Annotated in this window: 23 protein-coding genes and 1 riboswitch; of the genes, 2 read left to right on the top strand and 21 right to left on the bottom strand. The window is 57.9% G+C overall.

Annotated features, from left to right (window positions below; all coding sequences use genetic code 11):
* Position 1 precedes the first annotated feature (1 nt).
* The 21 genes from HMPREF1153_RS04345 to HMPREF1153_RS04245 form a co-directional block, all read right to left on the bottom strand.
* Entirely contained in the window at positions 2-820 is an 819-nt protein-coding gene (locus HMPREF1153_RS04345; protein WP_009645644.1) for an ATP-binding cassette domain-containing protein, read from the bottom strand.
* 8 nt (positions 821-828) lie between these two features.
* Complete coding sequence (locus HMPREF1153_RS04340; protein WP_006695673.1) at positions 829-1677, bottom strand: ABC transporter permease; 849 nt, start codon at positions 1675-1677, stop codon at positions 829-831.
* The gene (locus tag HMPREF1153_RS04335) at positions 1674-2660 is read right to left on the bottom strand and encodes an ABC transporter permease (RefSeq protein WP_009645678.1); all 987 of its coding nucleotides are present in this window, start codon (positions 2658-2660) and stop codon (positions 1674-1676) included. The genes HMPREF1153_RS04340 and HMPREF1153_RS04335 overlap by 4 nt, the downstream gene beginning before the upstream one ends.
* The gene (locus HMPREF1153_RS04330) at positions 2661-4250 is read right to left on the bottom strand and encodes an ABC transporter substrate-binding protein (protein ID WP_198003314.1); all 1590 of its coding nucleotides are present in this window, start codon (positions 4248-4250) and stop codon (positions 2661-2663) included. It lies immediately after the preceding gene.
* 180 nt (positions 4251-4430) lie between these two features.
* Positions 4431-4603, bottom strand: a riboswitch (cobalamin riboswitch).
* Between the two features lie 74 nt (positions 4604-4677).
* On the bottom strand, positions 4678-5148 hold the full coding sequence (locus tag HMPREF1153_RS04325) for a MazG nucleotide pyrophosphohydrolase domain-containing protein (RefSeq protein WP_009645696.1): 471 nt from the start codon (positions 5146-5148) through the stop codon (positions 4678-4680).
* 82 nt (positions 5149-5230) lie between these two features.
* Positions 5231-5743 (bottom strand): nitroreductase family protein, encoded by a 513-nt coding sequence (locus HMPREF1153_RS04320; protein WP_009645614.1) that lies wholly within the window; start codon positions 5741-5743, stop codon positions 5231-5233.
* 92 nt (positions 5744-5835) lie between these two features.
* Entirely contained in the window at positions 5836-7317 is a 1482-nt protein-coding gene (locus HMPREF1153_RS04315; RefSeq protein WP_009645715.1) for a protein O-GlcNAcase, read from the bottom strand.
* Entirely contained in the window at positions 7314-8918 is a 1605-nt protein-coding gene (locus HMPREF1153_RS04310; RefSeq protein WP_009645692.1) for a CTP synthase, read from the bottom strand. Before HMPREF1153_RS04310 ends, HMPREF1153_RS04315 begins: the two co-directional genes overlap by 4 nt.
* 98 nt (positions 8919-9016) lie before the next feature.
* Entirely contained in the window at positions 9017-9343 is a 327-nt protein-coding gene (gene rpoE, locus HMPREF1153_RS04305) for a DNA-directed RNA polymerase subunit delta (RefSeq protein ID WP_037369833.1), read from the bottom strand.
* 31 nt (positions 9344-9374) lie between these two features.
* The gene (gene argS, locus HMPREF1153_RS04300; RefSeq protein ID WP_009645635.1) at positions 9375-11030 is read right to left on the bottom strand and encodes an arginine--tRNA ligase; all 1656 of its coding nucleotides are present in this window, start codon (positions 11028-11030) and stop codon (positions 9375-9377) included.
* Positions 11031-11066: 36 nt separating this feature from the next.
* Positions 11067-11510, bottom strand: coding sequence for a DUF1934 domain-containing protein (locus tag HMPREF1153_RS04295; RefSeq protein WP_009645703.1), 444 nt, complete (start codon positions 11508-11510; stop codon positions 11067-11069).
* Positions 11511-11586: 76 nt separating this feature from the next.
* The gene (locus tag HMPREF1153_RS04290; protein ID WP_006191867.1) at positions 11587-12069 is read right to left on the bottom strand and encodes a DUF697 domain-containing protein; all 483 of its coding nucleotides are present in this window, start codon (positions 12067-12069) and stop codon (positions 11587-11589) included.
* Positions 12062-13105 (bottom strand): cupin domain-containing protein, encoded by a 1044-nt coding sequence (locus HMPREF1153_RS04285; protein ID WP_037369807.1) that lies wholly within the window; start codon positions 13103-13105, stop codon positions 12062-12064. Before HMPREF1153_RS04285 ends, HMPREF1153_RS04290 begins: the two co-directional genes overlap by 8 nt.
* 60 nt (positions 13106-13165) lie before the next feature.
* A complete protein-coding gene (locus HMPREF1153_RS04280; protein ID WP_009645655.1) occupies positions 13166-14116 on the bottom strand; it encodes a patatin-like phospholipase family protein in 951 nt (316 codons plus the stop codon).
* Between the two features lie 15 nt (positions 14117-14131).
* Positions 14132-14353, bottom strand: coding sequence for a DUF5348 domain-containing protein (locus HMPREF1153_RS04275; protein ID WP_009645619.1), 222 nt, complete (start codon positions 14351-14353; stop codon positions 14132-14134).
* A 93-nt stretch (positions 14354-14446) separates the two neighbouring features.
* On the bottom strand, positions 14447-16153 hold the full coding sequence (locus HMPREF1153_RS04270) for a proline--tRNA ligase (RefSeq protein WP_009645646.1): 1707 nt from the start codon (positions 16151-16153) through the stop codon (positions 14447-14449).
* Between the two features lie 93 nt (positions 16154-16246).
* Positions 16247-17314 (bottom strand): flavodoxin-dependent (E)-4-hydroxy-3-methylbut-2-enyl-diphosphate synthase, encoded by a 1068-nt coding sequence (gene ispG / locus HMPREF1153_RS04265; protein ID WP_009645698.1) that lies wholly within the window; start codon positions 17312-17314, stop codon positions 16247-16249.
* Between the two features lie 30 nt (positions 17315-17344).
* A complete protein-coding gene (gene rseP, locus HMPREF1153_RS04260; RefSeq protein ID WP_009645685.1) occupies positions 17345-18382 on the bottom strand; it encodes an RIP metalloprotease RseP in 1038 nt (345 codons plus the stop codon).
* Between the two features lies 1 nt (position 18383).
* Positions 18384-19541, bottom strand: coding sequence for a 1-deoxy-D-xylulose-5-phosphate reductoisomerase (locus tag HMPREF1153_RS04255; protein WP_009645627.1), 1158 nt, complete (start codon positions 19539-19541; stop codon positions 18384-18386).
* Between the two features lie 3 nt (positions 19542-19544).
* Positions 19545-20375: a phosphatidate cytidylyltransferase gene (locus tag HMPREF1153_RS04250; RefSeq protein ID WP_009645726.1), complete on the bottom strand. Its 831-nt coding sequence runs from the start codon at positions 20373-20375 to the stop codon at positions 19545-19547.
* Between the two features lie 39 nt (positions 20376-20414).
* Positions 20415-21191, bottom strand: coding sequence for an isoprenyl transferase (locus tag HMPREF1153_RS04245; protein ID WP_009645667.1), 777 nt, complete (start codon positions 21189-21191; stop codon positions 20415-20417).
* A 442-nt stretch (positions 21192-21633) separates the two neighbouring features.
* Between HMPREF1153_RS04245 and HMPREF1153_RS04240 the strand changes: the two genes are divergently transcribed.
* Both HMPREF1153_RS04240 and HMPREF1153_RS04235 read left to right on the top strand, forming a co-directional pair.
* Positions 21634-22062: a Fur family transcriptional regulator gene (locus HMPREF1153_RS04240; RefSeq protein ID WP_009645621.1), complete on the top strand. Its 429-nt coding sequence runs from the start codon at positions 21634-21636 to the stop codon at positions 22060-22062.
* A 92-nt stretch (positions 22063-22154) separates the two neighbouring features.
* Positions 22155-23087, top strand: coding sequence for a metal ABC transporter substrate-binding protein (locus HMPREF1153_RS04235; protein ID WP_009645689.1), 933 nt, complete (start codon positions 22155-22157; stop codon positions 23085-23087).
* Positions 23088-23172 lie beyond the last annotated feature (85 nt).

Raw genomic sequence — 23172 nt, 5'->3', positions numbered from 1 at the left:
CTCATGCACCTCCCGCTTCCGTCATCTGCCGCACCTCTTGCGCCGAATAGACCTTGAAACTGTTCTGCGGCAGGGCATGATAGAGCGCCTGTGTATAGGGATGCTGCAGATCGCTGCCGTCGCCGCGAAATGCAGCGGCCGGAACCCTGTCCACGGTTCGGCCTTCATAGAAAACGGCAACCGTGTCGGCAACCTCGACGGCGAGATCGATGTCGTGCGTGATGAGCAGAATGCCCTTTCCCGCATCGGCAAGCTCGCGCAGAAGCTGCAATGCCTCAACGGCGCTCTTGACATCCATGCCGGGCGTCGGCTCGTCCGCGATGATGAGGGCGGCGTCCGTGATGACAGCGGTCGAAAAGAGCACGCGCCGTGCCATGCCGCCCGAGAGCTGGAATGGATACAGGCGCTGAACCTTTTCCTCCAAGTGCAGCCGCCGGAATGTTGCCGCCATATCCACTGGAGAACCGTGAAGCCCACACACCTCTTCGCCAACGCGCATGAGCGGGTCGAGATATGTCACGGACTGCGGAATCAACGCCAGCTCCCGTCCGCGAAGCTCTTCCTGCCGCGCCGCATCCAGCGCGGTTCCGCGATAAAGCATCTCGCCGCTCGTCACGGCATTGTACGGCAGTATGCCGAGTACGGCATGCGCCAAAAGGCTCTTGCCGGAACCGCTTGCGCCGACGACGGCAAGGATCTCTCCCGTCGTCAGACGCAGATTGACGCCGTGCATCCCTGTCACCAGCGTATGCTTCAACGCACCCTGATACATGCGGAAGGACACGGACAGATTCTTTACTTCGAGAAGTTCTTGTCCCATAAAGCCTCCTATTTCTGTCCAGACTGCGGATCAAGAATATCGCGCAGCGTCTCGCCGAGACGATCAAAGATCAGTACGACCAGCAGCAGCAAGAAGCCGGGGAAAAACGCCAACCACCACATGCCGAGCGCCAGATAGCTCATGGACTCCGACAAGATGATGCCGATGGCCGGCATATCGAGCGGCAGTCCGTAGCCCAGAAAGCTGATTGCCGCCTCATGCATGATCGCGTGAGGGAAGAGCAAGACAAGTCCGATGATGTATTGCGGCGCGACATGCGGCACAAAATGACGGCGCGCGATGGAGAACCACGAATATCCATACTGCCGTGCCGCCAGAACATAGGGCTGCGAGCGCAGCTGCATGACTTCCGCACGGATGACACGCGTCAAACGCGGCCAATGCGTGACGATGACGCCGATGGATACGCCGAGGATTCCGCCGCCCATCATCACCGAAATCATGAGGATGAGGAGGATGTGCGGAATTCCCATGCAGAGATCGACGAGCCAAAGAACGAAGCGATCCACCTTGCCGCCGAATGCCGCCGACAACGTTCCGAGGATGAGCGCGATGCAGGAGCTGAAAAACGCGGCGGCAAAACCGATCTGCAGACTGATCGACATGCCCTTGACGGAGCGCAGAAACATGTCGCGCCCCATGTTGTCCGTACCGAACGGATGTAGAAAGGACGGTGCAAGATTTTTCTGCCCAAAGTCGACGGCATAGGAACTCTCATCCATCGTCGTACCCCAGAGGAGCAGTCCCAAAATGAACAGGGTCGCAAACACGGCAAAGATGAGTCGGCGCTGACGGACACTCAGACCGCTTTGCACGAGGGGAAGCGCCTTGTTCATGACATCCCCCTCCCCTCTCGCAGCTGCGGATCCACAATCCCATATAGGATGTTGGCGATGAGATTGCCAACAAAGATAAAAACCGCACTGAAAATCGCAATGCCGAGCAGCAGCGAAAGATCACCGCGCAGCCCCGCCATCGTGACCGTACTGCCCAGTCCCGGGTAGGAGAACACCGTCTCGGCGAGAATCGCTCCGCCGAACAGCTCATTGAAGGAAGCAAACTGCAAGGTGATCGCGGGCATCAGAATGTTTCGCAGACCATGCCGCCGCACGCGCTGCCAAAGATTCTCGCCGCGCGCCTCGGCAAAGAGCATGTAGTTCGTCCCCATCACCTCGATCATCTTTTCACGCGTCTGCAGCGCGATGGCAGAAATCCCCGTGACGCTGAGCGTCAACGCCGGCAAAATCAGATGATGAATCTGATCGGCCAGCGTCACCTCCTCATGCAATTTTCCAATAGGAGCGGCGAGCGCCAGCGGAAACCACTGCAGCTTGACCGCGAAGATCATGAGGAACAAAAGCCCGAGCCAGAAGACCGGTACGGAGACGCACAGAAGGGAAAATCCCTGAATTGCCTTGTCCAGGCGGCTGTCACGGTACATTCCCGCGAGCACGCCCAGAACGAAGCCGATTGCGCCCGACAACGTCCACGCCGTCATCATCAAGAGAAGCGTAAGGCGAAACTTTTCTCCGATGACTTCGAGTACAGGGGCGCGATAGATGAACGATGTGCCGAAATCACCATGCAAAATATTCCCCGCCCAAAGCAGGAAGCGTTCGAGCGGCGGCTTGTCAAAGCCCCAATAAGAGGCAATGAGCGCATGCTGCTCCGCCGATGCCGCCTTATTGATAAAGTACGCGTCGATGGGATCGATGGGCGAATTGGCGAGCAGGATAAAACTGATGACGCTCACCGCAGCGAGGAGGAGCACAAGCCGAAACAGATTGCCCCCAAGAAAGCAGAAGATTCTCTTATCCATTTACTTCCTCCACTGCCATTCGTCAAGTGTTATAAGGATCCCCATGCCCTGTCCGCGCTCACCCGCACGCAGCTGACCGAGATCGAGCTGATTGTTGACGAAATACGGCATCTGAACCGTCGCAATCCAAAGATAGGGGATATCGACCTTCGGCCCTGTCATGCCATCCCACTGTGCCGCACGGAACTCGCGCAGCATCTCCTCATCGGTCGCAGCGGCAAGTGCCCGATCGATATGCACATCAACCGTCGGGTTGCGATACATGGCAGAGTTGTTGATGACATTCACCCCGACCTGCGAGGAATGGAAATAATTGTAGATCACTTGCGGCGTATAGTCGCCGCCCGCCCATACCGTCGGGATGTTGCGCGCTATCTTGCGGGCCTCCGACCATGGCGTCGACTTTGCGATGATGTTGATGCCGAGCTTCTTCGCATCCTGTGCAAGCGCCACCGCTGTATTGTAACGCTGCAGGTCATTGGAACGGCCATTGATGACGAATTCCGCCTTCTGCCCGTTCTTCTCGCGAATGCCGTCGCCGTCCGTATCCACCCAGCCCGCAGCCTCAAGAATCTTCACGGCTTCGTCCACGCGGTTGTCCGATTCCTGCAAATCGTTATTCGCCCAAGAAAGAGCTTCTGCAAAATTCATCGTCGGCTTTCCGAAACCGTCGAGCGCGTTCTCAATGATCGCCTTGCGGTCAATGCCGATATTGAGCGCCTGGCGGATGGCAGGATCGCTCGTCACATTGTTGCCGACCAGCATGCCGTTTTCGTCATGCTCCGGCTCCTGCGGCATATTGACGCAGAAGCTGTCGATGGTGTCCATCACTACCAATTTCATATTCGGCACGCTTGCCGCCGCAAATTCGGGCGGTGCAAAGACGAGATCGACCTGTCCGGACTGCGCTGCTGCAAGCACAGCATCATTGCCCAGATTCAGCGCCGTCACCTTTTTCAGCTTCGGCTTTTCTCCGTAATAATATTCGTTCGGCTCCATCACAAGCTGCTGTTCCTTTTGGAACGAGACGACCTTCCAGGGACCGCTGCCGACCGGCGCCGTCGCATACCCTTCTTTATAGGCGTGCTTCGGCACAATGCCGAGGGATGCCGCCGTTTCGAGGAAAACAGACCACGGGCGTGACAGCTTGAACTCCACCTGCGTCGGGGACAGGGCGCGCACCGACTCCATCGCGGTCAGATCCACGGCGCTGGCCGCCTTCTTCGCCGTTTCGTAGGTAAAGACGACATCCTCTGCCGTCAGCGGCTGACCGTCAGAGAATTTCGCATCATCCCGGATCGTAAAGGTATACTTCAGCCCATCCTCTGAACGTTCAACGTTTGTAGCCAGCTCCTTGATGAGCTGATTCTTTTCATCATGTCCCATCAATGCGCTGTGGAACGGATCCGGCCCCCAGAGACCCCATCCCATCGTCGGATCGAAACCCTCGCCTACCATATACTTGCCGACCGAGATCACGATTTCGCCCTTCTCTGCGCGCTCGTTTTTCGCCTGATCCGCGCCTCCGCAGCCGACGGTGAGCATCATCATCGCCGCCAGCAGAAACATACAAAGTTTCCTCACTGTCATGCCTCCTCGCATATAACACCCAATACTCACAGCATACCTTCCTCCAGACAATCCTATCATTCTGCGCCTTCCATCCACCTCCTTCCATCACTTTCGCCCAGACATATAAAAAGCCTCTTTGCTAAAGAGCAAAAAGGCGCACGAAACACGAGCCACGCCTTCCTGTCTCTCGCAGGAATAATAACAGCGCTTCGATCGGGCAGTTCTTCTGGCTCTGCATCCTCGTCTTCCTCGCCTTCCCAGTTTCCCAGTGACATCATGAGGTCGACTCTGCATTACAGCTGCGGAACAGCGCAGGTCTTTCACCTGCTTCTCTATTAAGCGCAGCGCGCACCCGATCGGCAAAATATGAAGTTGTTTTCGGATTCAGCTTACAATAAAACGAACAATGTGTCAATGGGCGTTGAGGAGCTGAAACGCCCATCGGTTACAGCTTTTTGCGTTCCCTCGCCTTCTGCAAGAGCAGCGCCGCCTCTTCAAATGCGTCGGGCAGGTACGCTTCCTCCCATTCGCGCCCGCGCTTCTCCCATGCCTTGATCGCCGTCCACTCCGTCAGAGACTTGCCCGCCGCATCCTTGACAGGCTCGCCAAACACATGCGGATGGCGGCGCACCATCTTTTCTGCAGCGGCTCTCGCTGCATCCTCCAACGTGAAAAGCCCCGCCTCTTCTGCAAGCTGTGCGTGAAAGATCACTTGCAGCAGGAGATCGCCAAGCTCTTCGCGCAAGTTGTCCGCCTTCCCCGTCTCCCTTAAGATGTTGATGCCGCAGAGTACCTCGACCGCCTCCTCTATGCAGCCTGGCTTGATGCTCTCATGCGTCTGCTTCCGATCCCATGGGCAGCCATGTTCGGAGCGCAGCGTGCGCACAATATCCTGCAATCGCTCAACGTATGTCATAAATCTTCCTCGCATTCAACAAAATCCGCTCCATAAGGAAAACCCCGCCGCAACATGCGTGCAGCGGGGCAACAACAATCTCTCAAAGCCAATCGGCAAGCTTCTCTACACCCACACGCTCGGCATGACGCGGCGAGGGCGCAGCATCCTCGGCAGGATAGCCGACGGGAAAAATCGCCACAAGCTCATAATCCGCCATCTCGGGGAAAAACTCCTTGAGTTTCGGCGCATCGAAATGCGCGACCCACGTCGTCCCAAGTCCCAAGTCTTCAATCGCCAGCATCATATGCGTCGCCGCAATGCTCGCATCCACATCGGCGAAGTTTTTCTTGTCAGAGGGACGTACCCAAGCATCATCCGCCTTGCTGCCCACAACAAAGGCGACGGGTGCGCCGAAGATGAAGGATGTCGTCTGTGAAACCTTCTCCATCGCCTCAGCGCTCTCAAGAAGCCAGATATGAAGCGGCTGATTGTTGTGGGCGGTCGGCGCGAGATTCCCCGCCTCCAAAATCTTTTGCAGCTTCTCCTCCTCCACGGGCTGCGCCGAAAGCTTGCGGCAAGAATAGCGCTTTTTCGCCAAATCAAGAAACGACATAAAGAACTCCTCCTCTACGAAAAATGCACATCCATACATCTTTGATATATTCTAGCATAACCTCCCAAGAGGTCAAGGCGCAGACCGATCGGCTAGTTTTCCCTCCGTCCTACGCCAACCTCTTGCATTTCATGCCACGATTTCGCCCTCGCGATAAAATCTGCGAGCACCTGCTCGGAGAGACGCGGTTCTTCCTTTTTTTGCTGCTCTGTTGGAACATCCTTGATTTTTTGATAAAGCGCCGCCTCGTGCGCAAAGCTTCCTTCGCGCTGCGCTTTCACCATCGCGAGGGACGTTTCCGCCGACTCCGCATATTGAGCAAAGAGCTGGAGCTGCGGCAGGCATTCGGCAAGAGTTTCCGGTGGAAGCTTCTCCTTCAACTGCTTGGCAGCACGCTTCAGGCGACGAAATTCCTTTGCGAGGGCTTCCGCTTCCTTTTCGGCCCTTTCCCCACGCTCCACCTTTTGCCAGAAAGCTTCCATCTGCTCTTTCAGCACAGGCGCATCGAGTGCGCCCGTATGTGCCCAATCCTTTTCCATGCGGCGCGAATGAAGCGCGAAAAGTTCCATCGCCCCTGCCAAGCCGCCGTATTGCTCACGGATGGCGGTATACCAAGCTCTTTCCGCATCATACGAGGCGGGCGAAGAGAGCCACTCTGCGCCCGTAGCCAAGGCGATGCGCGAAAGATAGGGTTTGTCCATCGGATTCATCAAGAACACGGGCGCACGCTCCGCCACAGTTTCATCCAATCCCTGTATGGGGCCGAGCGCGAGTTTGCCCGGCAAGTAATCCGTCACTGGATAGTTCCACCAGATGCCGAGCGTCCGCCCATAAAGGCGCTCAGCCTCCGTCATATCTTCGGCGCTTATGCCTTCGGGCACGACGCCTTCTCCTGTGAACAGAACGACGATATCGTCATCGAGCTGCGCGGCAAATTCGCGCGTGTAGGACTTCGCCACGCCAGCAGTCTCCATATCTTGCAGAAAATATTCCGTCGGCACGACAAACAGTGGCTTTTCCGTGAGGTGACGTGCTAAAAGCTCCTCATTCAGGCGATTCACGAAAAGAGCCTGCGCCCTGCCGTCCTTGTTCTCGATGTCGTCGAAGAATATGGCGAAACGCTCAACGCCCATCGCATGAACAGATTCCAGCTTTCGCAGCATGGCCTTTTCATCCGCCTCGCCTGCCCAACCCGAAAAGCGCTGGTCGAGTCCCGGCGATACAGCGAAAACCAACTCCACGCCCACAGTCCGCGCCTCGGCGGCAAGGCGCTTCAGCGCGAGCATCTCCTGCGGCGGATACGGCTCTCGCCACTTCTCGCGATGGTACGGATCGTCCTTCGGCGCGTAGACGTAGAGATTCATGCCGTGCTCGCCCAAGAAGTGCAGCATCATGCGCCGCTCGGCCTCCGTCCACGGTCTGCCGTAGAATCCTTCGACGATACCGCTCTCCGGCCTTCGCCCTTGTGCCGTCCGTGCATTTTCCCCCAGTGTCGAGGCGAATGCAGCGTTTTCCGAAAAAAGGGCGACGCTGCAGAAAAGCGCCGCCAAGAGCAATGTCAGGAAGATCTTCATTTCACTTCAAGAGCCGCCTTCACGAAATCACGAAACAGCGGATGCGGATGGTTCGGACGCGATTTCAGCTCGGGGTGGAACTGCGAGCCGACAAACCACGGATGGTTCTTGACCTCGACGATCTCGACGAGGCTGTCGTCGGGCAGTGTTCCCGCGACGGCAAGCCCCGCACGCTCAAGCTCGGCACGAAAATCGTTGTTGAACTCGTAGCGATGGCGATGGCGCTCGTTGATTTCTTCCTCCGCGTAAGCGGCAAGGCTCTTCGAGCCTTCCCGAAGCTTGCACGGGTAAGTCCCCAAGCGCATTGTACCTCCCTTGTCCTCGACGTCCTTCTGCGAGAGCATGAGGTCGATGACGGGATGCTTCGTCTCGTGATTGAATTCCGTCGAATGGGCGTCTGTCATGCCGCAGACGTGACGCGCAAACTCAATGACGGCGCACTGCATGCCGAGGCACAGTCCGAGGAACGGAATCGCATTCTCACGCGCGTACTGCACGGCGCGAATCTTGCCCTCGACGCCGCGGTCGCCAAAGCCACCCGGAACGAGTATTCCCTTGCACCCTGCAAAGACCTCGCTGAGCTCGACGTCCGCCGCCTCGATTGCCTCCGAATTGACCCAAGCGATCTTGACGTCCGTATCGTTCGCGATGCCCGCATGGTGCAGCGCCTCCGTCACCGACATGTAGGCGTCGGGCAGATCCACATACTTGCCGACAACGGCGACCTTGACCTTCTTCGCGGGATGCTTGATCTTGAAGACCATCTTCTCCCACTCTTCCATGTTCGCGGGGCTGTAATCCATGTGGAGCTTTTCGAGCACAATCTTGTCGAGGCCTTCCTTCGCCATCATCAGAGGAACCTCGTAAATCGTCGGCGCCGTGAGGTTTTCAATGACGGCGCTCTTGTCCACATCGCAGAAGAGAGCAAGCTTTTCCTTCATATCGCTCGAAATTTCTTTTTCCGCGCGGCAAACAAGGATGTCGGGCTGAATGCCGATGCCGCGAAGTTCCTTGACGCTGTGCTGCGTCGGCTTCGTCTTCAGTTCGCCCGCCGCCGCGATGTACGGCACGAGCGTCACATGGATGTAGAGCACATCGTAGCGTCCAACCTCTTTCTTGACTTGGCGGATCGCTTCGAGAAACGGCAGACTCTCAATATCGCCTACCGTGCCGCCGATTTCCGTGATGACGACGTCGGCGCCGTCAGCGGCCGCAACATCATAGACGCGCTGCTTGATCTCATTCGTGATGTGCGGGATGACCTGCACCGTCTTGCCCAGATAATCGCCGCGCCGTTCCTTCGTCAGCACGTTGTTGTAGACCTTGCCCGCCGTGATATTGGAGTTTTTCGTGAGGTTGATATCGATGAAACGCTCATAGTGTCCGAGATCGAGATCCGTCTCCGCACCATCGTCCGTGACGAACACCTCGCCGTGCTGGTATGGACTCATCGTGCCGGGGTCGATGTTGATATACGGATCGAACTTCTGGATCGTGACCTTGATGCCGCGATTCTTCAAGAGCCGCCCCAAGGAAGCAGCCGTGATGCCCTTGCCGAGGGACGAAACGACGCCGCCCGTAACGAAAATATACTTTGCCATTTTTTCCTCCTGCCCTGTTTCCGGCATATCCTGCGAAAAAGACCGACTTCACCTGCAGTCTCGGCCAAATGCTCTGCCAAGCTGCATCCACAAAAGCCTTATTCCTCCTGTATGCCCTCCAAGAGCTTTTCGCGGCGGCGCGACGTCTTGGGGCTGGAAGAAGCGCCCGTGCGCGAGGCGTGCGTGCGCTTCACTTCAGGCGGATTCCACTCCGTCAGTCCCCATTTCCCCTCTCCCTCGTAGTGGAAACGGCTGTCCATATTGATCAGCGTGTAAACCTCCGAAATCGCATGAGAAAGCGACTGCACAGGCTTTCGCTTCTTGTCGATGACCTCCAGAACGAGATCCTTGTAGTACATCGCTTCGTTCTTTTCACTCAAAATGTCATGCGCCACATCCGTTTCCGAGCGCTTCGCGTAATCCATGTTTTCCAAAATCATGACCTCCTGCTTCCTGTCACATCTTCTCCGGCGCGGAAATGCCAAGAATCCCCAGCGCATGGCGCAGGACATTCCTCGCGACCGCCACAAGCGCCAAGCGTGCGCCCGAGAGTGCCGGCTCCACGCCTACGATGCGGCACTTGTTGTAAAAGCTGTGAAACAGCCCCGCCGTATCGTAAGCGAAACGCGCGATGCGGTGCGGCGCACGCTCTCGCGCCGCACGCTCGATCTCTTCCGCATATTCCTCGATCTTCTTGATCAGGGCGATTTCCGTCTCATCGATGAGCCGCGAAAACTCGGGTGTGCCGCCCGTCTCGATTCCAGCGTCGGCCGCCTGGCGAAAGATGCTCGAAATGCGTGCATGCGCGTACTGGATATAGTAGACGGGATTCTCGTTGGAATGCGACTTCGCAAGGTCGAGGTCGAAGTCGAGCTGACTGTCCAGTGAGCGCATGAGGAAGAAGTAGCGCGCCGCGTCCGTACCGACCTCCTCGATGAGTTCTTCAAGCGTCACGCTCTCGCCCGTGCGCTTCGACATCTTCACGAGTTCGCCGCCGCGATACAGACTGACCATCTGCAGGAGGAGCACTTCCAACTGCTCGGGTGCATAGCCAAGCGCCGCGAGCGCCGCCTTGACGCGGCAGACATAGCCGTGATGATCGGCTCCCCAGATGTTGATGAGATGGCCGAAGCCGCGCTCTAACTTGTTCTGATGGTAGGCGATATCCGCTGCAAGGTACGTCGGCACGCCGTTGTCACGTATGACGACACGATCCTTGTCATCGCCGTAATCCGTCGAGCGCAGCCACAGGGCGCCGTCCTTGTCGTAGACCTTTCCCTTCTCCTTGAGCGTCTGACAAGCGTCGCGCACGGCCTCGGGATGGAGCGTGCGCTCGCTGAACCATTCGTCGAACGTCACGTTGAACGCGGCGAGATCCTCCTTCAGCTGTGCAAGCTTTTCCTTCAAGGCAATCTCCTTGAAGGCGGTGAGACGCTGTTCCTCGCTCAGCGAGAGATACTTCTCGCCATCCGCTTCCACGATGCGCTTCGCCGTGTCGATGATGTCCGCGCCGTGGTAGCCATTTTCCGGAAAGGCCGTCTCCTTGCCCAGCAGTTCCAAGTAGCGCGCGTTGACCGATGACGCGAGGTTGTCGATCTGATTGCCCGCGTCGTTGATGTAGTATTCGCTGTGAACGGGATAGCCGGCCGCTCGCAGGAGATTGACGAGGGCGCTGCCGACCGCTGCGCCGCGTCCGTGCCCGACGTGCAGCAGGCCTGTCGGATTCGCGCTCACATATTCGACCATGATGCGCGCCGTATCTTTCTGCGGCAGGTTGAAACACGCCTCGCCCCCTTCGTATATATGGCGAAGCAGATCATAGAGCACATTGCCCTTGAGATAGAAATTGATGAAGCCCGGCCCTGCGATCTCCGCATGATCGAGCCAGTCGCCCTCGATGCGCGATATAAGCTCCTCGGCAATCTTCTTCGGATTCATGCGAAAGACGCGCGCCGACTGCATGGCAAAGTTCGTTGCAAAATCACCAAACTTCTTGTCCGGCGGCACTTCGAGCAGGATGTCGGCAAGCTCTCCTGCCGGAAACACGCCGTCGGCGATCGCCTGTTCCGCCGCCTGACGAATGGCTGCGCTCAACTGTTCCTTGATGTCCAAAAAAATCCTCCTAATCTTCTCCGCGAAAAAGGCGTCTCAGTTCAGCTTCTGCCGTTCCGATGCGTCCGCCTCAACCTCGATGTGCAGTTCGTTCGCCGACTGCCATTCGCCGTTGATGTGCATGTCGTAGGAGACGTCGATCCGACCTGAGACGGAGCCGTAAGCGATATCAAGACGCTGCGTCGCAACGCAGAGGTCGAGATCGCCGAAGGGCGTGCGGTAGCGGCTGCGGCTCTCGCTCTGCGGTGAGAAGCGCTGCTTCTGCTCGACGGCGCCGCGCCGCGTCAGCGTCAGGGAATCTGCCGCGACCTTAAGCATCGTCGAGGCGGGCGCGCCTTCGGCAAGGGATGTGTCCTCATAGATGATGTAGTGCTTGCCGTTGCGAAAGTAATGTTCGCCCATGGCCGTCATCTCTATGCGGCTGACATCGCCTGCCGCATCCTTCTGCTCTCCCGTGACTTTTACGATCACCCTGTTCACGCTGTCTCTCCTCTTCCCGTCGATTCTTAAATCCAAGTATAAAGGCTACCATGTCTGCCAGATTTTTTCCATAAGACTAAGGAAGTACTTTCGCCTCCGCATCGATTGTGACCGCATTCTCACGCGCCAAGCGTGCAAGCTCGTAGCAGTCCTCGATATACTGGCGTGCGAACCAGCGCATCATGCCATACCCAGCGGCCGCTGCGATTCCCTGTCCGATGAAAGGCACATACTTCGCCGTCGTCTTGCCGAGGTAGCGCTTGCCGAAGCTTTTCAAAACGATCATCACGCCCTCCTTCGTCGCGAAGTCAAACACCTTCTTGACGAGCGGTACGAGGACATCGTAGTGGCGCAGCTTGCTCTCGGCTTCCTTGGACAATCCGAAACGTGCGCGCATATCCGCCATCATGCGCAGGCAGAGTCCCGCATCAACGCCGATGTCGAGTCCAGGAATCGGATTGACCGCATTCGCCGCACCCAGCACCGCATACCGCTTGACACTCTTATGGCAGCCTTCGCGGATCTCTTCCAAAGTTTCCATGCGCACCATTTCAGCCATGAATATCGCCTCCCGCCTGTGCCGTCTCCTGCGTCCGAGCCGCTCCCCATGGCGCATCGGTGTAGCGCTCGATCGCTTCCTTCGCCTGCGGATACCTTGCCAAAAGCTCCTCACGCTGCCAGACGCGGATTCCCGCCGTCTCCAAGGCAGGAATCGTCATGCAGCTGATGAAGCTGTAGCCCGCAGAGTCAACATTCTCCGCCGCGAAGATCTGTCCCTTGGGAATCAGAACCATCGGCATAGCCGCGCCGCCCACGCCAAGCTCGAAGGTGCGCACCGTGCCGTCGGCGCCGAGCACCGTCAGCCTCATGCCGCAGCCTTCATGAAAGTACCATACTTCATCGCAGTCAAAGGACTGGAAGCGCAGGTTTTCCGAGCCGGCGAGCAGGAAGTAACTGCTGCCCGCCGCCGGGCGGCTGATGGCTTCCGCCGTCCACGTCGGCGACGTGTAGACCCAGCTGTAGGCGCCGCTTCGCGGATTGCCCGAGAGTCGGAACTTCTGCATGATTTCCTGCACGCGTGCTGGCGCATTCGGAACTGCCGTCGTCTTTGCCGCCTGAACCTCGGACGGCGTCATCTGTACGACCGCGCTTTCCTGCTGCATCTGCTGCGCAGGCTGCATCTGCTGCATCTCTGCGCCTCCATCGAGCGTCAGCGCCGCCTGCGCTGCATCAGACTTTTCATTTGCTGTCGGTGACTCAGCAGGACGCTCCGCTTGAGCTGCGCCCGTATTTTCCGCTGGCGTAACATCCGCCTTGCCAGCGGCCGCACTCGCATCCGGCGTCGCTTGCGCTGCAGCCGGATCCGGCGTCACCGTCCCATGCACGGCGCTGACCGTCGCGCCTGCAGCCAAGGCGGCTTCCCACGCCGCCTCATCCATCGCCGTCCCCGCAGTATTCGTCTTGCCGTCCGCACCCTGGGCGGCGGACGAAGCCGGCGGTTTCGACTGAGCCGCCGCATCAACCGTCTGCACCGTCGGTGACATCCCTGCCAAGATCCCCGTCAGAAGCCAGACCACAGCCCTTCCATACCGCATGCGCCTCCACCTTTCACACAAATTCAAAAGAAAAGCGGCAGCAGAAAAGCGCCGCCCGCCTCATTTTTCCGTCAAAAGTTCCATGATCTCACTGCGCTTTCGCTCGGCTTCGCGATCCTCCGTCCGCTTCGCCTGCTTGAGGAAGTCCCCTTCCTTCGCCTTGACCTCCTTGATCTTATCACCGATGGGGCAGCTTACGACGCCCTCCTTCATGAGCTTCTGAATCAAGTCGACCATATCGCCGTAGCCTTCCTTCATGCGCTTTTCGACAGCGAGACGCGTGAAATCGACACAGCCCGGGCGATCGGAGAAATCGGGGCGCGGAAAAAGCTCGTAAATCTTCGCGTCGGGATAAAGGTTTTTCTGCACAGTGCTCCTCTGCGACAGGTGCAGCACGAAGATCAGCCGCACGCCCGCCTCGTAGACGGGCAGGAGCGGAGAAAGATCGGTGAAGCTTCCCTCCCAGAGCACGACGCCGTTGGAAAAGCGCAGCTGCGAGTAGAGGATCGGCAGAGCATTCGCCGCAGTCAGAAGAACCTTGCGCATCTTCTCCGGATAGCGCAGGACATCGTAGTAAGAAGGCTCGACTGTCGGAAACTTCGTTGCTCCGACGAAGATGTGCTCGATGCTTTCACGCACCTTGGAAAGATCCAGATGCTCTTCCAAGAACGCAGCGAAACTCTTTTCATCGAAAAGACCATGCCCGAAAAGTGCGAGAAACTGCTCAAACGATACGCCGGAAAGCCCGCTCGTCACGATGATGTCGTAGATTTCCTTGAGCTTCGTGATCGGCACGTTGGAAATCTTGAGCTTCGCGGCATTCTGCCACATGACTTCCGCCTTCTCGTAGCCGTCGCTCGCGAACATCATGGCGTTCAGCGCACCGAAAGACGTTCCGGAGACGACGCTGACGGAAGATTCAAGCTCGTAGCTGCGCAGCGCCTTCCATGCGCCCATCTGATAAGCGCTGTTGCCGTTGCCGCCGGCGAACACTATGCCCATCTTCTCCATACTCATCGCCTCCGGCTACTTCTTCTCAAAACGCGCCTGGCAGCCGATGCCGTCGCCATAGCCGACGCCGACGAGAACCGGCTCGCCGTTCTTCGCCTCCACCTTCACCTTTTTCCATGCGTCGTTGACGAGGATCTCGATCTCATCGCCCAATGCCAGCGACTGCAGATGTTCATCGCCATCCTCGAAGTAACGTATGGCGTAATGATCCTTCTTCCAGAGGATTTCTCCTTCCATGATGCTCCCACTCCTTTCTCAGCAGTCTCCCATATCAAGGAAGCACTAATAAATTCAGTCGCCCATCTTCACACATCTGCGCTTCCTAAAAACTCAAAGATCTTTCAAAAGCTCCTGTACCTTCGCCAAGCACTCCGCCTTCGTGCAATCGCAGCTCTCGCCCGAGCGGCGCACCTTCAGCTCGATCTTGCCCTCTTCCAAAGCTTTCGGGCCGATCGTGATGCGCAGCGGATAGCCGATGAGGTCGGCGTCTTTGAACTTCACACCCGCGCGATCCTTGCGGTCGTCGAGAATCGCATCGACACCTGCGGCCAGAAGCGTCTCATACACCTCTTCGGCAAGCGCCAGCTGCTCGGACGCCTTCGCATTGACGGGAACGACGACGACCTCGTAGGGCGCAATGGCACGCGGCCAGATGATGCCGTGCTCGTCGTTGTGTTGCTCGATGGCCGCCGCCATCGTTCTGCCGACGCCGATGCCGTAGCAGCCCATGAAGAGCGCCTTCTCCTTGCCGTTCTCATCGAGGAAGGTCGCGCCGAGCGCCTCGCTGTACTTCGTGCCGAGCTTGAAGACCTGTCCCGCCTCGATGCCTCGCGTGATCTCAACGGGCGCACCGCAGTGCGGGCAAGGATCGCCCGCCGTCATCAAGCGGATATCTGCGGTGAGGACACCCGTGAAATCACGCACGGGATTCACACCCGTATAATGCACGTCGACCTCGTTCGCACCCGCAACGGCATTCTTTATCTTCATGACCGTGCTGTCGACGACGATCTTCGTGCCCTTCTTGATGCCGATGGGACTCATGAAGCCCGCGACGCCGCCCGCTGCCGAAATCGCCGCCTCATCCGCCATGCGCAGTTCAAGCGCCCCCACGGCATTCTGCAGCTTCACATCGTTGACTTCATGGTCGCCGCGCACGAAAGCGAGCACGAGGGCGTCATTTTCATCCTGAAAGGCGACCGCCTTGATCGTCTTTTCGAGCGGCACGCGCAGGAAATCGGCAACAAGCTCGATGGTCTTGCAGGCAGGCGTCTCGACCTTCTTCAAAGGCTGCGCCTCTTCTTCGGATGCGTCGATAGGAAGAAGCTCCGCCTTTTCCACGTTCGCCGCGTAGTCGCACGCCGTGCAGCACGCAATTTCTGACTCGCCGGCGGCAGCGAGCACCGTGAACTCATGCGTGTGATTGCCGCCGATCGCACCCGCGTCCGCCTCGACGGGACGGAACTTCAGGCCACAGCGCGTGAAGATGTTTGTATAGGCGTCGTACATTTTCTTGTAGGAAATGTCGGCTCCCGCCTCGTCCTTATCGAAGGAATAGAGATCCTTCATGATGAACTCGCGGCTGCGCATGAGTCCGAAGCGCGGACGAATCTCGTCGCGATACTTGTTCTGAATCTGATACAGAAGGAGCGGCAGCTGTTTGTAGGAGCGCACCTCATCGCGCACGAGCGTCGTGATCATCTCCTCGTGCGTCGGGCCGAGGCAGAATTCACGACCATGGCAGTCCTTCAGGCGGAACATCTCCTGTCCGAATACGCTCCAACGCCCCGACTCCTGCCAGATCTCCGCCGGCTGCATGATCGGCATGCACAGTTCCTGCCCGCCCGCCGCATCCATCTCCTCGCGGATGATCTGCTCGATCTTTTTGATCGTGCGCCACGCCAGAGGCAGATACGTATAGACGCCGCCCGCCGCCTTGCGGATCATTCCCGCACGCAGCATGAGACGATGACTCGTGATCTCAGCGTCGGAAGGCACCTCGCGCAACGTCGGCGCGTATAACTTCGATGTAAGCAATGAAAACTTCCTCCTCTTAGGGCGTGCGCTTCGTTCGCTGCATTCCCCATCTATGAAAGCACTTTGCCGCTCAAGGCAAGCGGACGCTTTTATTCAAACCTGCTCTTCCTCCAAGATACTGTCTATCTCGCGGAACAGTTCTTCAACCAGCTCTTCTTCCTTGACTTGCCGCACGACCTCGCCCTTTCTGAAGACGAGGCCGACGCCCTTGCCGCCCGCGATGCCGACATCGGCGCCGCGCGCTTCGCCCGGGCCGTTGACGACGCAGCCCATGACGGCGACCTGGATGGGACGCGCGATGCCGCTGAGCCTTTCCTCCACACGCTCGGCAATCGAAGGAAGGTCGATGGCCGTTCTGCCGCACGTCGGACAGGAAATCAGCGTCGGGCCATAATCTCTGAGCCCCAGGGACTTTAAAATCTCTCGCGCGACGCGCACCTCGACTATCGGATCGCCCGTCAAAGATACGCGCAGGGTGTCGCCGATGCCTTCAGCGAGAAGTGCACCGATGCCGACTGCCGATTTGATGATGCCCGAGCGTACGGTGCCCGCCTCCGTGATGCCGAGATGCAGCGGATAGTCGCATCTCTCGCTCATCAGGCGATATGCCGCGAGCGTCAATGGCACGTCATGCGCCTTGAGCGAAATTTTCATATCATGAAAATCCTGCTCCTCCAACAGGCGCACATGCTCCAATGCGGATTCTACGAGAGCTTCCGCCGTGACGCCACCGTACTTTGCCAGAAGACGCTTGTCCAACGAACCTGCATTGACGCCGATGCGGATCGGTATGCCGCGCGCCTTTGCCGCCTCAGCGACGCGGCGCACGTTCTCCGCTCCGCCGATATTGCCGGGATTGAGCCGGAGCGCATCAATGCCCTGCTCGATGGCCTGAAGCGCCAAGCGATAGTCAAAATGGATGTCGGCGACGAGCGGCACCTTCGTTTGCGCCTTGATCTTGCCGATATTCGCCGCCGCTTCCTTGTCGGGCACGGCGAGGCGCACGATGTCGCAGCCTGCAGCCGCGAGCGCCTCGATCTGGCGAACCGTCGCCTGTGCGTCCTGCGTCTTCGTATTCGTCATGGACTGCACGGAGACGGGAGCCCCGCCGCCGATGGCGACAGCGCCGATATGAATCTGCCGCGTGATCTTCCTCTGCATGGTCTACCCTTCTTTTTTCAACAAAAAATATCAACCGCCAACGAAGATGCGCATGATGTCATTCTTCGTCGCGTAGAGCATCAAGAGCACGAGAAGCGATACACCAAACATCTGCGCGTAGTGCATCGCCTTCGCTGAAAGGGGCTTGCCGCGCACGGCCTCGACGACGAGCGTCAGGAAGTGACCGCCGTCGAGCGCCGGAATCGGGAACAAGTTGATGATCGCGAGATTGAGGCTCAAGAGAGCCGTGAGACTCAAAAGCGGCACGACGCCGATCTGCGCCGCCTCGCCTGCGATCTGCGCGACACCGATGGGCCCCGCGAGATCGGCCTGCTGTGCGCCTGTGACCATCTGCCCGAGCATCGAGAGCATCATCATGAGCGTCGTGCCCGTGCGCGTGACGGCAAGCTCAGCGGCTTCGAAGAAGCCCGGCATGCGCGTCGTGACGGACGAACTGACGCCGATGAGCGAGCGCTTCTCCTGCGCGTTGTAAGCAGGAATGACGCTCACCGTCTGATGCTCGCCTGCGCGTTCGTACTCGACGTGCAGGACCTTGCCGTCCGCGTCCTTAATGAGGCTCGTGATGTCCTGCCACGAGTTCACGGGCGCACCCTCGATGGCGACGATGCGATCGCCCGCAAGGAGTCCCGCATTGGCAGCAGGATGCCCCGGTACCACCGTGCCGAGCACAGGCTCGCTCGAAGGCGTAGAAACGCCGGCGAAAAAGAAAATGCCGAAGAAAAGGAAGATCGGCAGGATGAGATTCATGAAAGAGCCGGCAAGGATGACGATCATGCGCGCGGGAATCGACTTCGCGCAATAGCCGCGCTCACCCGCCGTATTGTTCGCGGCATCCATGCCCGCGATATCGTTGAAGCCGCCCAGCGGAAGCGCACGCAGGGAGTATTCCGTCTCGCCGTGCGTGTACTTGACGATCCTCGGCCCGAAGCCAATCGCGAAACGATCGACGCGCATATCCGTGAGCTTCGCCGCCACGAAATGCCCGACCTCATGCACGAGGACAAGGATGCCGAAGACGAAAATGGATGCTAGAAGCGTTACGACCATCTCAACCCCCTATTTCCTGCAGGAAGCCCTGCGCCACGCGCCGCGCCTCGCCATCGGCGGCGAAGAGATCGTCCAGCGTCGGCGCCTTCTGCACGGCGCACTTCTCCATCGTGCGCTCGATGATCGCATAGATGTCGAGGAAGTGGATTCTCCCCGCCAGGAATGCCGCGACGGCCACCTCGTTCGCTGCGTTCATGATGCACGGCATCGTGCCGCCCGCACGCCCCGCCTCGTAGGCGAGAGGAAGTCCGCGAAACGTCGCTGTGTCGGGCTTTTCAAAAGAAAGATGCGCGAGCTTGGAAAAGTCCAACCGCTCAAAAGTCGAAGACTGACGCTTCGGATACGTCAGCGCGTACTGGATCGGCAGGCGCATGTCGGCCGGTCCGATCTGTGCTATGACGGCGCCGTCCTTGAAGCCAACCATCGAATGGATGATGCTCTCAGGATGGACGACGACCTCGATCGCATCGTATGGCGCATCGTAGAGCCAATGCGCCTCGATGACCTCAAGCCCCTTATTGACGAGCGTAGCAGAGTCGATCGTGATTTTCTGCCCCATCTGCCACGTCGGGTGCGCAAGGCACTCCTCGACCGTCGCCTTCTTGAGCGCGTCCTGCGTCTTTCCTCGGAAGGGGCCGCCCGAAGCCGTGAGGATGATGCGCTCGACGCATCTTGCCTCCTCGCCCTGCAGGCACTGAAAGAGCGCCGAGTGCTCGCTGTCGACGGGCAGGATCGCCGCGCCCATCTCACGCGCCTTCGCCATGACGAGTTCGCCCGCGACGACGAGCGTCTCCTTGTTCGCGAGCGCGATATCCTTCCTCGCTTCGAGCGCCTTCATCGTCGGTGCAAGCCCCGCAAACCCCATCATGCTCGTGACGACGATGTCCGCCGCCGGATATGCCGCCGCCTCGATGAAGGCGTCGCGACCACCTTCGATGCGCGTCTTGCCGCCGTACCGCGCCTTGAGCCTCGCCGCCGCCGCCTCATCGGCAAGCACGGCAAGCTCAGGGGAGAGCGCTTCGATCTGCTTCTCCAACAATTCGTCGCTAGCGTTCGCCGCGAGCACGGAAACAGTAAAAAGCTCCGGATGTGCAAGCGCCACATCAACCGTCTGGCGTCCAATCGAACCCGTAGAACCCAAGATTGCAATATTCTTCATACATCAAACTCCTGCCAAGCCGAAGACCTGAATAAAATAATAGACGAAAGGCGCTGTGAACATCACGCTGTCAAAACGGTCGAGGACGCCGCCGTGCCCCGGGATGAGCCGCCCCGAATCCTTGATGCCCGCATAGCGCTTGATGACGGATTCAGCGAGATCGCCAACCGTCGCTGTGAGCGCGAGAAGCACACCGAGCAGCGCCATCAACGGCACGGAAAAGCCAAGAGCACAGCCGAGCGCCGCGACGACTGCCGTCGTGCCGACAAGGCCGCCAAGAAATCCTTCGACCGTCTTCTTCGGACTGATTGCGGGGCACAGTTTACGCCTGCCGAAGAACGAGCCGGCGAAGTAAGCGAACGTGTCGCTCGACCATGTGCCGAGGAACATGATCCAAAGGAACGCGCAGCCAAGCGTCATATCGCCGGCGGGTGTTGCGAGAACGACATCCTGCGCCAGGAAGCGCAGCAGGATCAGATGCGCGAAAGAAAAGCCGACATAGACGATCCCCGCGATGGAAAAGCAAGCCTGATCGACGGCAAAAGCCTCATGGCGAAAGACAGCCTCGGCAAAAACGAGGAGCACAGCAAACGTCGCGATTGCGACGAGCCACGCGCTTCCCCACAGCCAGGCGGCAGTGCCGAAGAGCGAGATGGCGACGAAGCCGACGAGCCTCGCGAGCGGCATTCCCAGATGGTCGAACGCCGACGCATACTCATGCCATGCGGCAAACGAAAGCGCGATGGCAAAAACGGCATAGAGCCAGCCTCCCTGCATGATGACGAAGGCTGCGAGCGCTATGCCGACAACGCCCGTGATAATTCTTGTAAGCAAGTCAAGCACCTCTTTGTTGGGCGATCCCCTTATTCCCTCTTATTTTTCCTTGATTCCACCGAAGCGCCGCTCGCGGCTCGCATAGTCGCGAAGCGCTTCCATGAAGCATTCAGGCTTGAAATCCGGCCAATTCGTTTCCGTGAACCAGAACTCCGCATACGCCGCCTGCCACAACAGGAAGTTGCTCAGACGCATGTCGCCGCTCGTGCGGATGACAAGGTCAACGGGCGGCAATTCCTTCGTATCAAGCGATGCCTGAAAAAGCTCCGGCGTGATTTCCTCCGGCGAAAGTTCCCCCGCCTGTACCTTCCCAGCCAATCCCTGCACGGCACGGCAGATCTCGTCCTGCCCGCCGTAGTTGACGGCGACGCAGAAGTGCACGCCCGTATTGTTCTTCATCAGTTCTTCGGCATGGCGCACGCGCCGAATCAGCTCGGGCGTCAATTCATCGACGCGCCCGATGAAGCGGATGCGCACATTCTTCTCGTGCATCTCCCTTTCTTCCTTATCGAGATACTCGGAAAAGAGCCGCATGAGGAAGTCGACCTCGTCGTGCGGCCGCTTCCAGTTTTCCGTGGAAAACGCATAGACCGTCAGAACTTCCAGCTTCAAATCGATCGCTGTATCCAAAATATCATGCAGCGTATCTACACCCGCGCGATGACCGACCGTGCGCAAGAATCCCTGCCCCTTCGCCCAGCGTCCGTTGCCGTCCATGATGACGGCAACATGGCGCGGCAGGCGCGAGCGCTCGATATCGACGGGAGTCACTTCATTCTTCTTTGTTGCGGACTTGCCAAAAATCTTCTTCCACATATACGCTCCCCTTACTAGTCATGGGTTCTCATCATGTCCACATTTTTATTACAGAGATCTCACGAAATCATTATAGCATGGAATCATTATAGCATGGAAAAAGAAGCATATCCATAGTATATTTTAGCAGCTGTCAGCGAAGGGATGCAACCAATGAGATCACGATGTTATCGTTTGCGCTTGACAACAGAAAACAGACACGAAAATCTAATTCCAACTCCGTCGATGTACCTGTTCCCAGCTTTTTGAGATTCTCTGGGAAGGCTCTGTTACGTGTGCCCTTTTCTGAGCGTCTGTACGATTTCATTTCCATATTATCAAGTTTCTATCACACAGAACAAAGCATCTGCCCAACGATTCTTTCTTCCGCACTCTATCCCTTTCCGCCTTCCTATGGTATGATGAGAAAAACCGTGTATACCCTCGAACAAAGGAGGATGTCATGACTGAAGATCATCTGGAACTCCTGCGCTCCAAAGGCTACAAACTGACCCCGCAACGGCGCGCCGTCCTCGACGCTTTCCATGAATGCGATCCCTTCCCCACGGCGCAGCAGCTTCTTGCCACCGTGCGCAAGAAGCATTCCAATGTTTCTCTCGATACGATCTATCGCAACCTCGCGCTCCTCTCGAATCTCGGCGTTATTCATGAAATCTACCGCGCAGCGGGAAACGTCTACGAGATCGTCGAGCCAGGTCATCACCATCACCACCTCGTCTGTACGGAATGCGGCAAAACGGAATGCATCGACATCTGTCCCATGCAGGAAGCCTACACGAAGGAAGCCGAGGCAAGAGGCTTCCTCATCACGGGACACATCTTTGAATTCTACGGCATCTGCCAAGAGTGCCGTGAAAAGAAAGGCCTTTGAATCCCTCTTTCCAACAAAAAATAAGCTTGTCAAATGAAATCTCCTGTGCTATTCTATCAAATAGTAAAATTACTACTCACGGGAAATCGTTCATGACGTTTCCCCACGCACAGGAGGTCATTCTTTTGAAACGCAAAAACATGCTCTTTTGCCTTCTCGCCTCTCTCTGCCTGCTCCTCACGGGATGCGGCAGCACGAACACGGCGGGAGGCGGCAAGGACGGATCTTTCCACATCGTCACGTCCTTCTACCCCATGTACGTCGCCACCATCAACATCACGCAGGGCGTCGACGGCGTGACCGTCACCAACATGACGAAGCCGCAGACAGGCTGCCTGCACGACTACCAGCTCATGACCGAGGACATGAAGACGCTCGAAAAGGCCGATGCCTTCGTCATCAACGGCGCAGGCATGGAGAGCTTCCTCGACAAGGTCGTCGAGCAGCAGAAGAACCTCAAGATCATCGACGCCTCCAAGGGCATCGAGCTTCTGAAAGACGACGATGAGGAAAATCCGCACGTTTGGCTCAGCGTCACCGACGCCATCCTGCAAGTGAAGAACATCGCCGAGCAGCTCAAGGCAGCCGACCCCAAGCACGCCGACGCCTATGAGAAGAACGCCGCCGCCTACATCAAGAAACTCGAAGCGCTCAAGGCCGAGATGCACGCCGAACTCGACACGGTGCCGAACAAGGACATCGTGACCTTCCACGAAGCCTTCCCCTACTTCGCCAAGGAATTCGGCCTCAACATCATCAGCGTCGTCGAGCGCGAGCCGGGCACCGAGCCGACGCCCGCCGAGCTGCAGGCGACGATCGAACAGGTCAAGAAACTGCCCGTCAAGGTTCTCTTCACCGAGCCGCAGTACTCGCCAAGCGCCGCTGAAACCATCGCGCGCGAGACAGGCGCGAAGATCTACACGCTCGATCCCGTCGTCACAGGCGAGGCGAACGATCAGGCACTCAATGCCTACATCGACACCATGAAGAAGAACATGGAAACGCTGAAGACGGCGCTACAGTAAGCCTGCCGCTGCAAAAGAAGAACCCGATTTCACAAACTTTCCCGAAAAGAAAGCGGATGCACCTCGAAGCCATCGAGCTGCATCC

This window comes from Selenomonas sp. CM52 (genome assembly GCF_000292955.1).
GTDB lineage: Bacteria > Bacillota > Negativicutes > Selenomonadales > Selenomonadaceae > Selenomonas.
This window is presented reverse-complemented; position numbering and strand designations above follow the sequence as displayed.

Excerpts from the sequence above, each read along its gene's own strand:
- HMPREF1153_RS04255 (WP_009645627.1), bottom strand. The coding sequence starts at position 19,541 with ATGAAGAATATTGCAATCTTGGGTTCTACGGGTTCGATTGGACGCCAG.
- HMPREF1153_RS04275 (WP_009645619.1), bottom strand. The coding sequence starts at position 14,353 with ATGGAAGGAGAAATCCTCTGGAAGAAGGATCATTACGCCATACGTTAC.
- HMPREF1153_RS04290 (WP_006191867.1), bottom strand. The coding sequence starts at position 12,069 with ATGGCTGAAATGGTGCGCATGGAAACTTTGGAAGAGATCCGCGAAGGC.
- HMPREF1153_RS04345 (WP_009645644.1), bottom strand. The coding sequence starts at position 820 with ATGGGACAAGAACTTCTCGAAGTAAAGAATCTGTCCGTGTCCTTCCGC.
- ispG (WP_009645698.1), bottom strand. The coding sequence starts at position 17,314 with ATGCAGAGGAAGATCACGCGGCAGATTCATATCGGCGCTGTCGCCATC.
- HMPREF1153_RS04335 (WP_009645678.1), bottom strand. The coding sequence starts at position 2,660 with ATGGATAAGAGAATCTTCTGCTTTCTTGGGGGCAATCTGTTTCGGCTT.
- rseP (WP_009645685.1), bottom strand. The coding sequence starts at position 18,382 with ATGGTCGTAACGCTTCTAGCATCCATTTTCGTCTTCGGCATCCTTGTC.
- HMPREF1153_RS04340 (WP_006695673.1), bottom strand. The coding sequence starts at position 1,677 with ATGAACAAGGCGCTTCCCCTCGTGCAAAGCGGTCTGAGTGTCCGTCAG.
- HMPREF1153_RS04245 (WP_009645667.1), bottom strand. The coding sequence starts at position 21,191 with ATGTGGAAGAAGATTTTTGGCAAGTCCGCAACAAAGAAGAATGAAGTG.
- HMPREF1153_RS04325 (WP_009645696.1), bottom strand. The coding sequence starts at position 5,148 with ATGACATACGTTGAGCGATTGCAGGATATTGTGCGCACGCTGCGCTCC.
- HMPREF1153_RS04240 (WP_009645621.1), top strand. The coding sequence starts at position 21,634 with ATGACTGAAGATCATCTGGAACTCCTGCGCTCCAAAGGCTACAAACTG.
- HMPREF1153_RS04285 (WP_037369807.1), bottom strand. The coding sequence starts at position 13,105 with ATGCGGTATGGAAGGGCTGTGGTCTGGCTTCTGACGGGGATCTTGGCA.
- HMPREF1153_RS04235 (WP_009645689.1), top strand. The coding sequence starts at position 22,155 with ATGACGTTTCCCCACGCACAGGAGGTCATTCTTTTGAAACGCAAAAAC.
- HMPREF1153_RS04330 (WP_198003314.1), bottom strand. The coding sequence starts at position 4,250 with ATGACAGTGAGGAAACTTTGTATGTTTCTGCTGGCGGCGATGATGATG.
- HMPREF1153_RS04320 (WP_009645614.1), bottom strand. The coding sequence starts at position 5,743 with ATGTCGTTTCTTGATTTGGCGAAAAAGCGCTATTCTTGCCGCAAGCTT.
- rpoE (WP_037369833.1), bottom strand. The coding sequence starts at position 9,343 with ATGGATTACGCGAAGCGCTCGGAAACGGATGTGGCGCATGACATTTTG.
- HMPREF1153_RS04315 (WP_009645715.1), bottom strand. The coding sequence starts at position 7,317 with ATGAAGATCTTCCTGACATTGCTCTTGGCGGCGCTTTTCTGCAGCGTC.
- HMPREF1153_RS04310 (WP_009645692.1), bottom strand. The coding sequence starts at position 8,918 with ATGGCAAAGTATATTTTCGTTACGGGCGGCGTCGTTTCGTCCCTCGGC.
- HMPREF1153_RS04280 (WP_009645655.1), bottom strand. The coding sequence starts at position 14,116 with ATGGAGAAGATGGGCATAGTGTTCGCCGGCGGCAACGGCAACAGCGCT.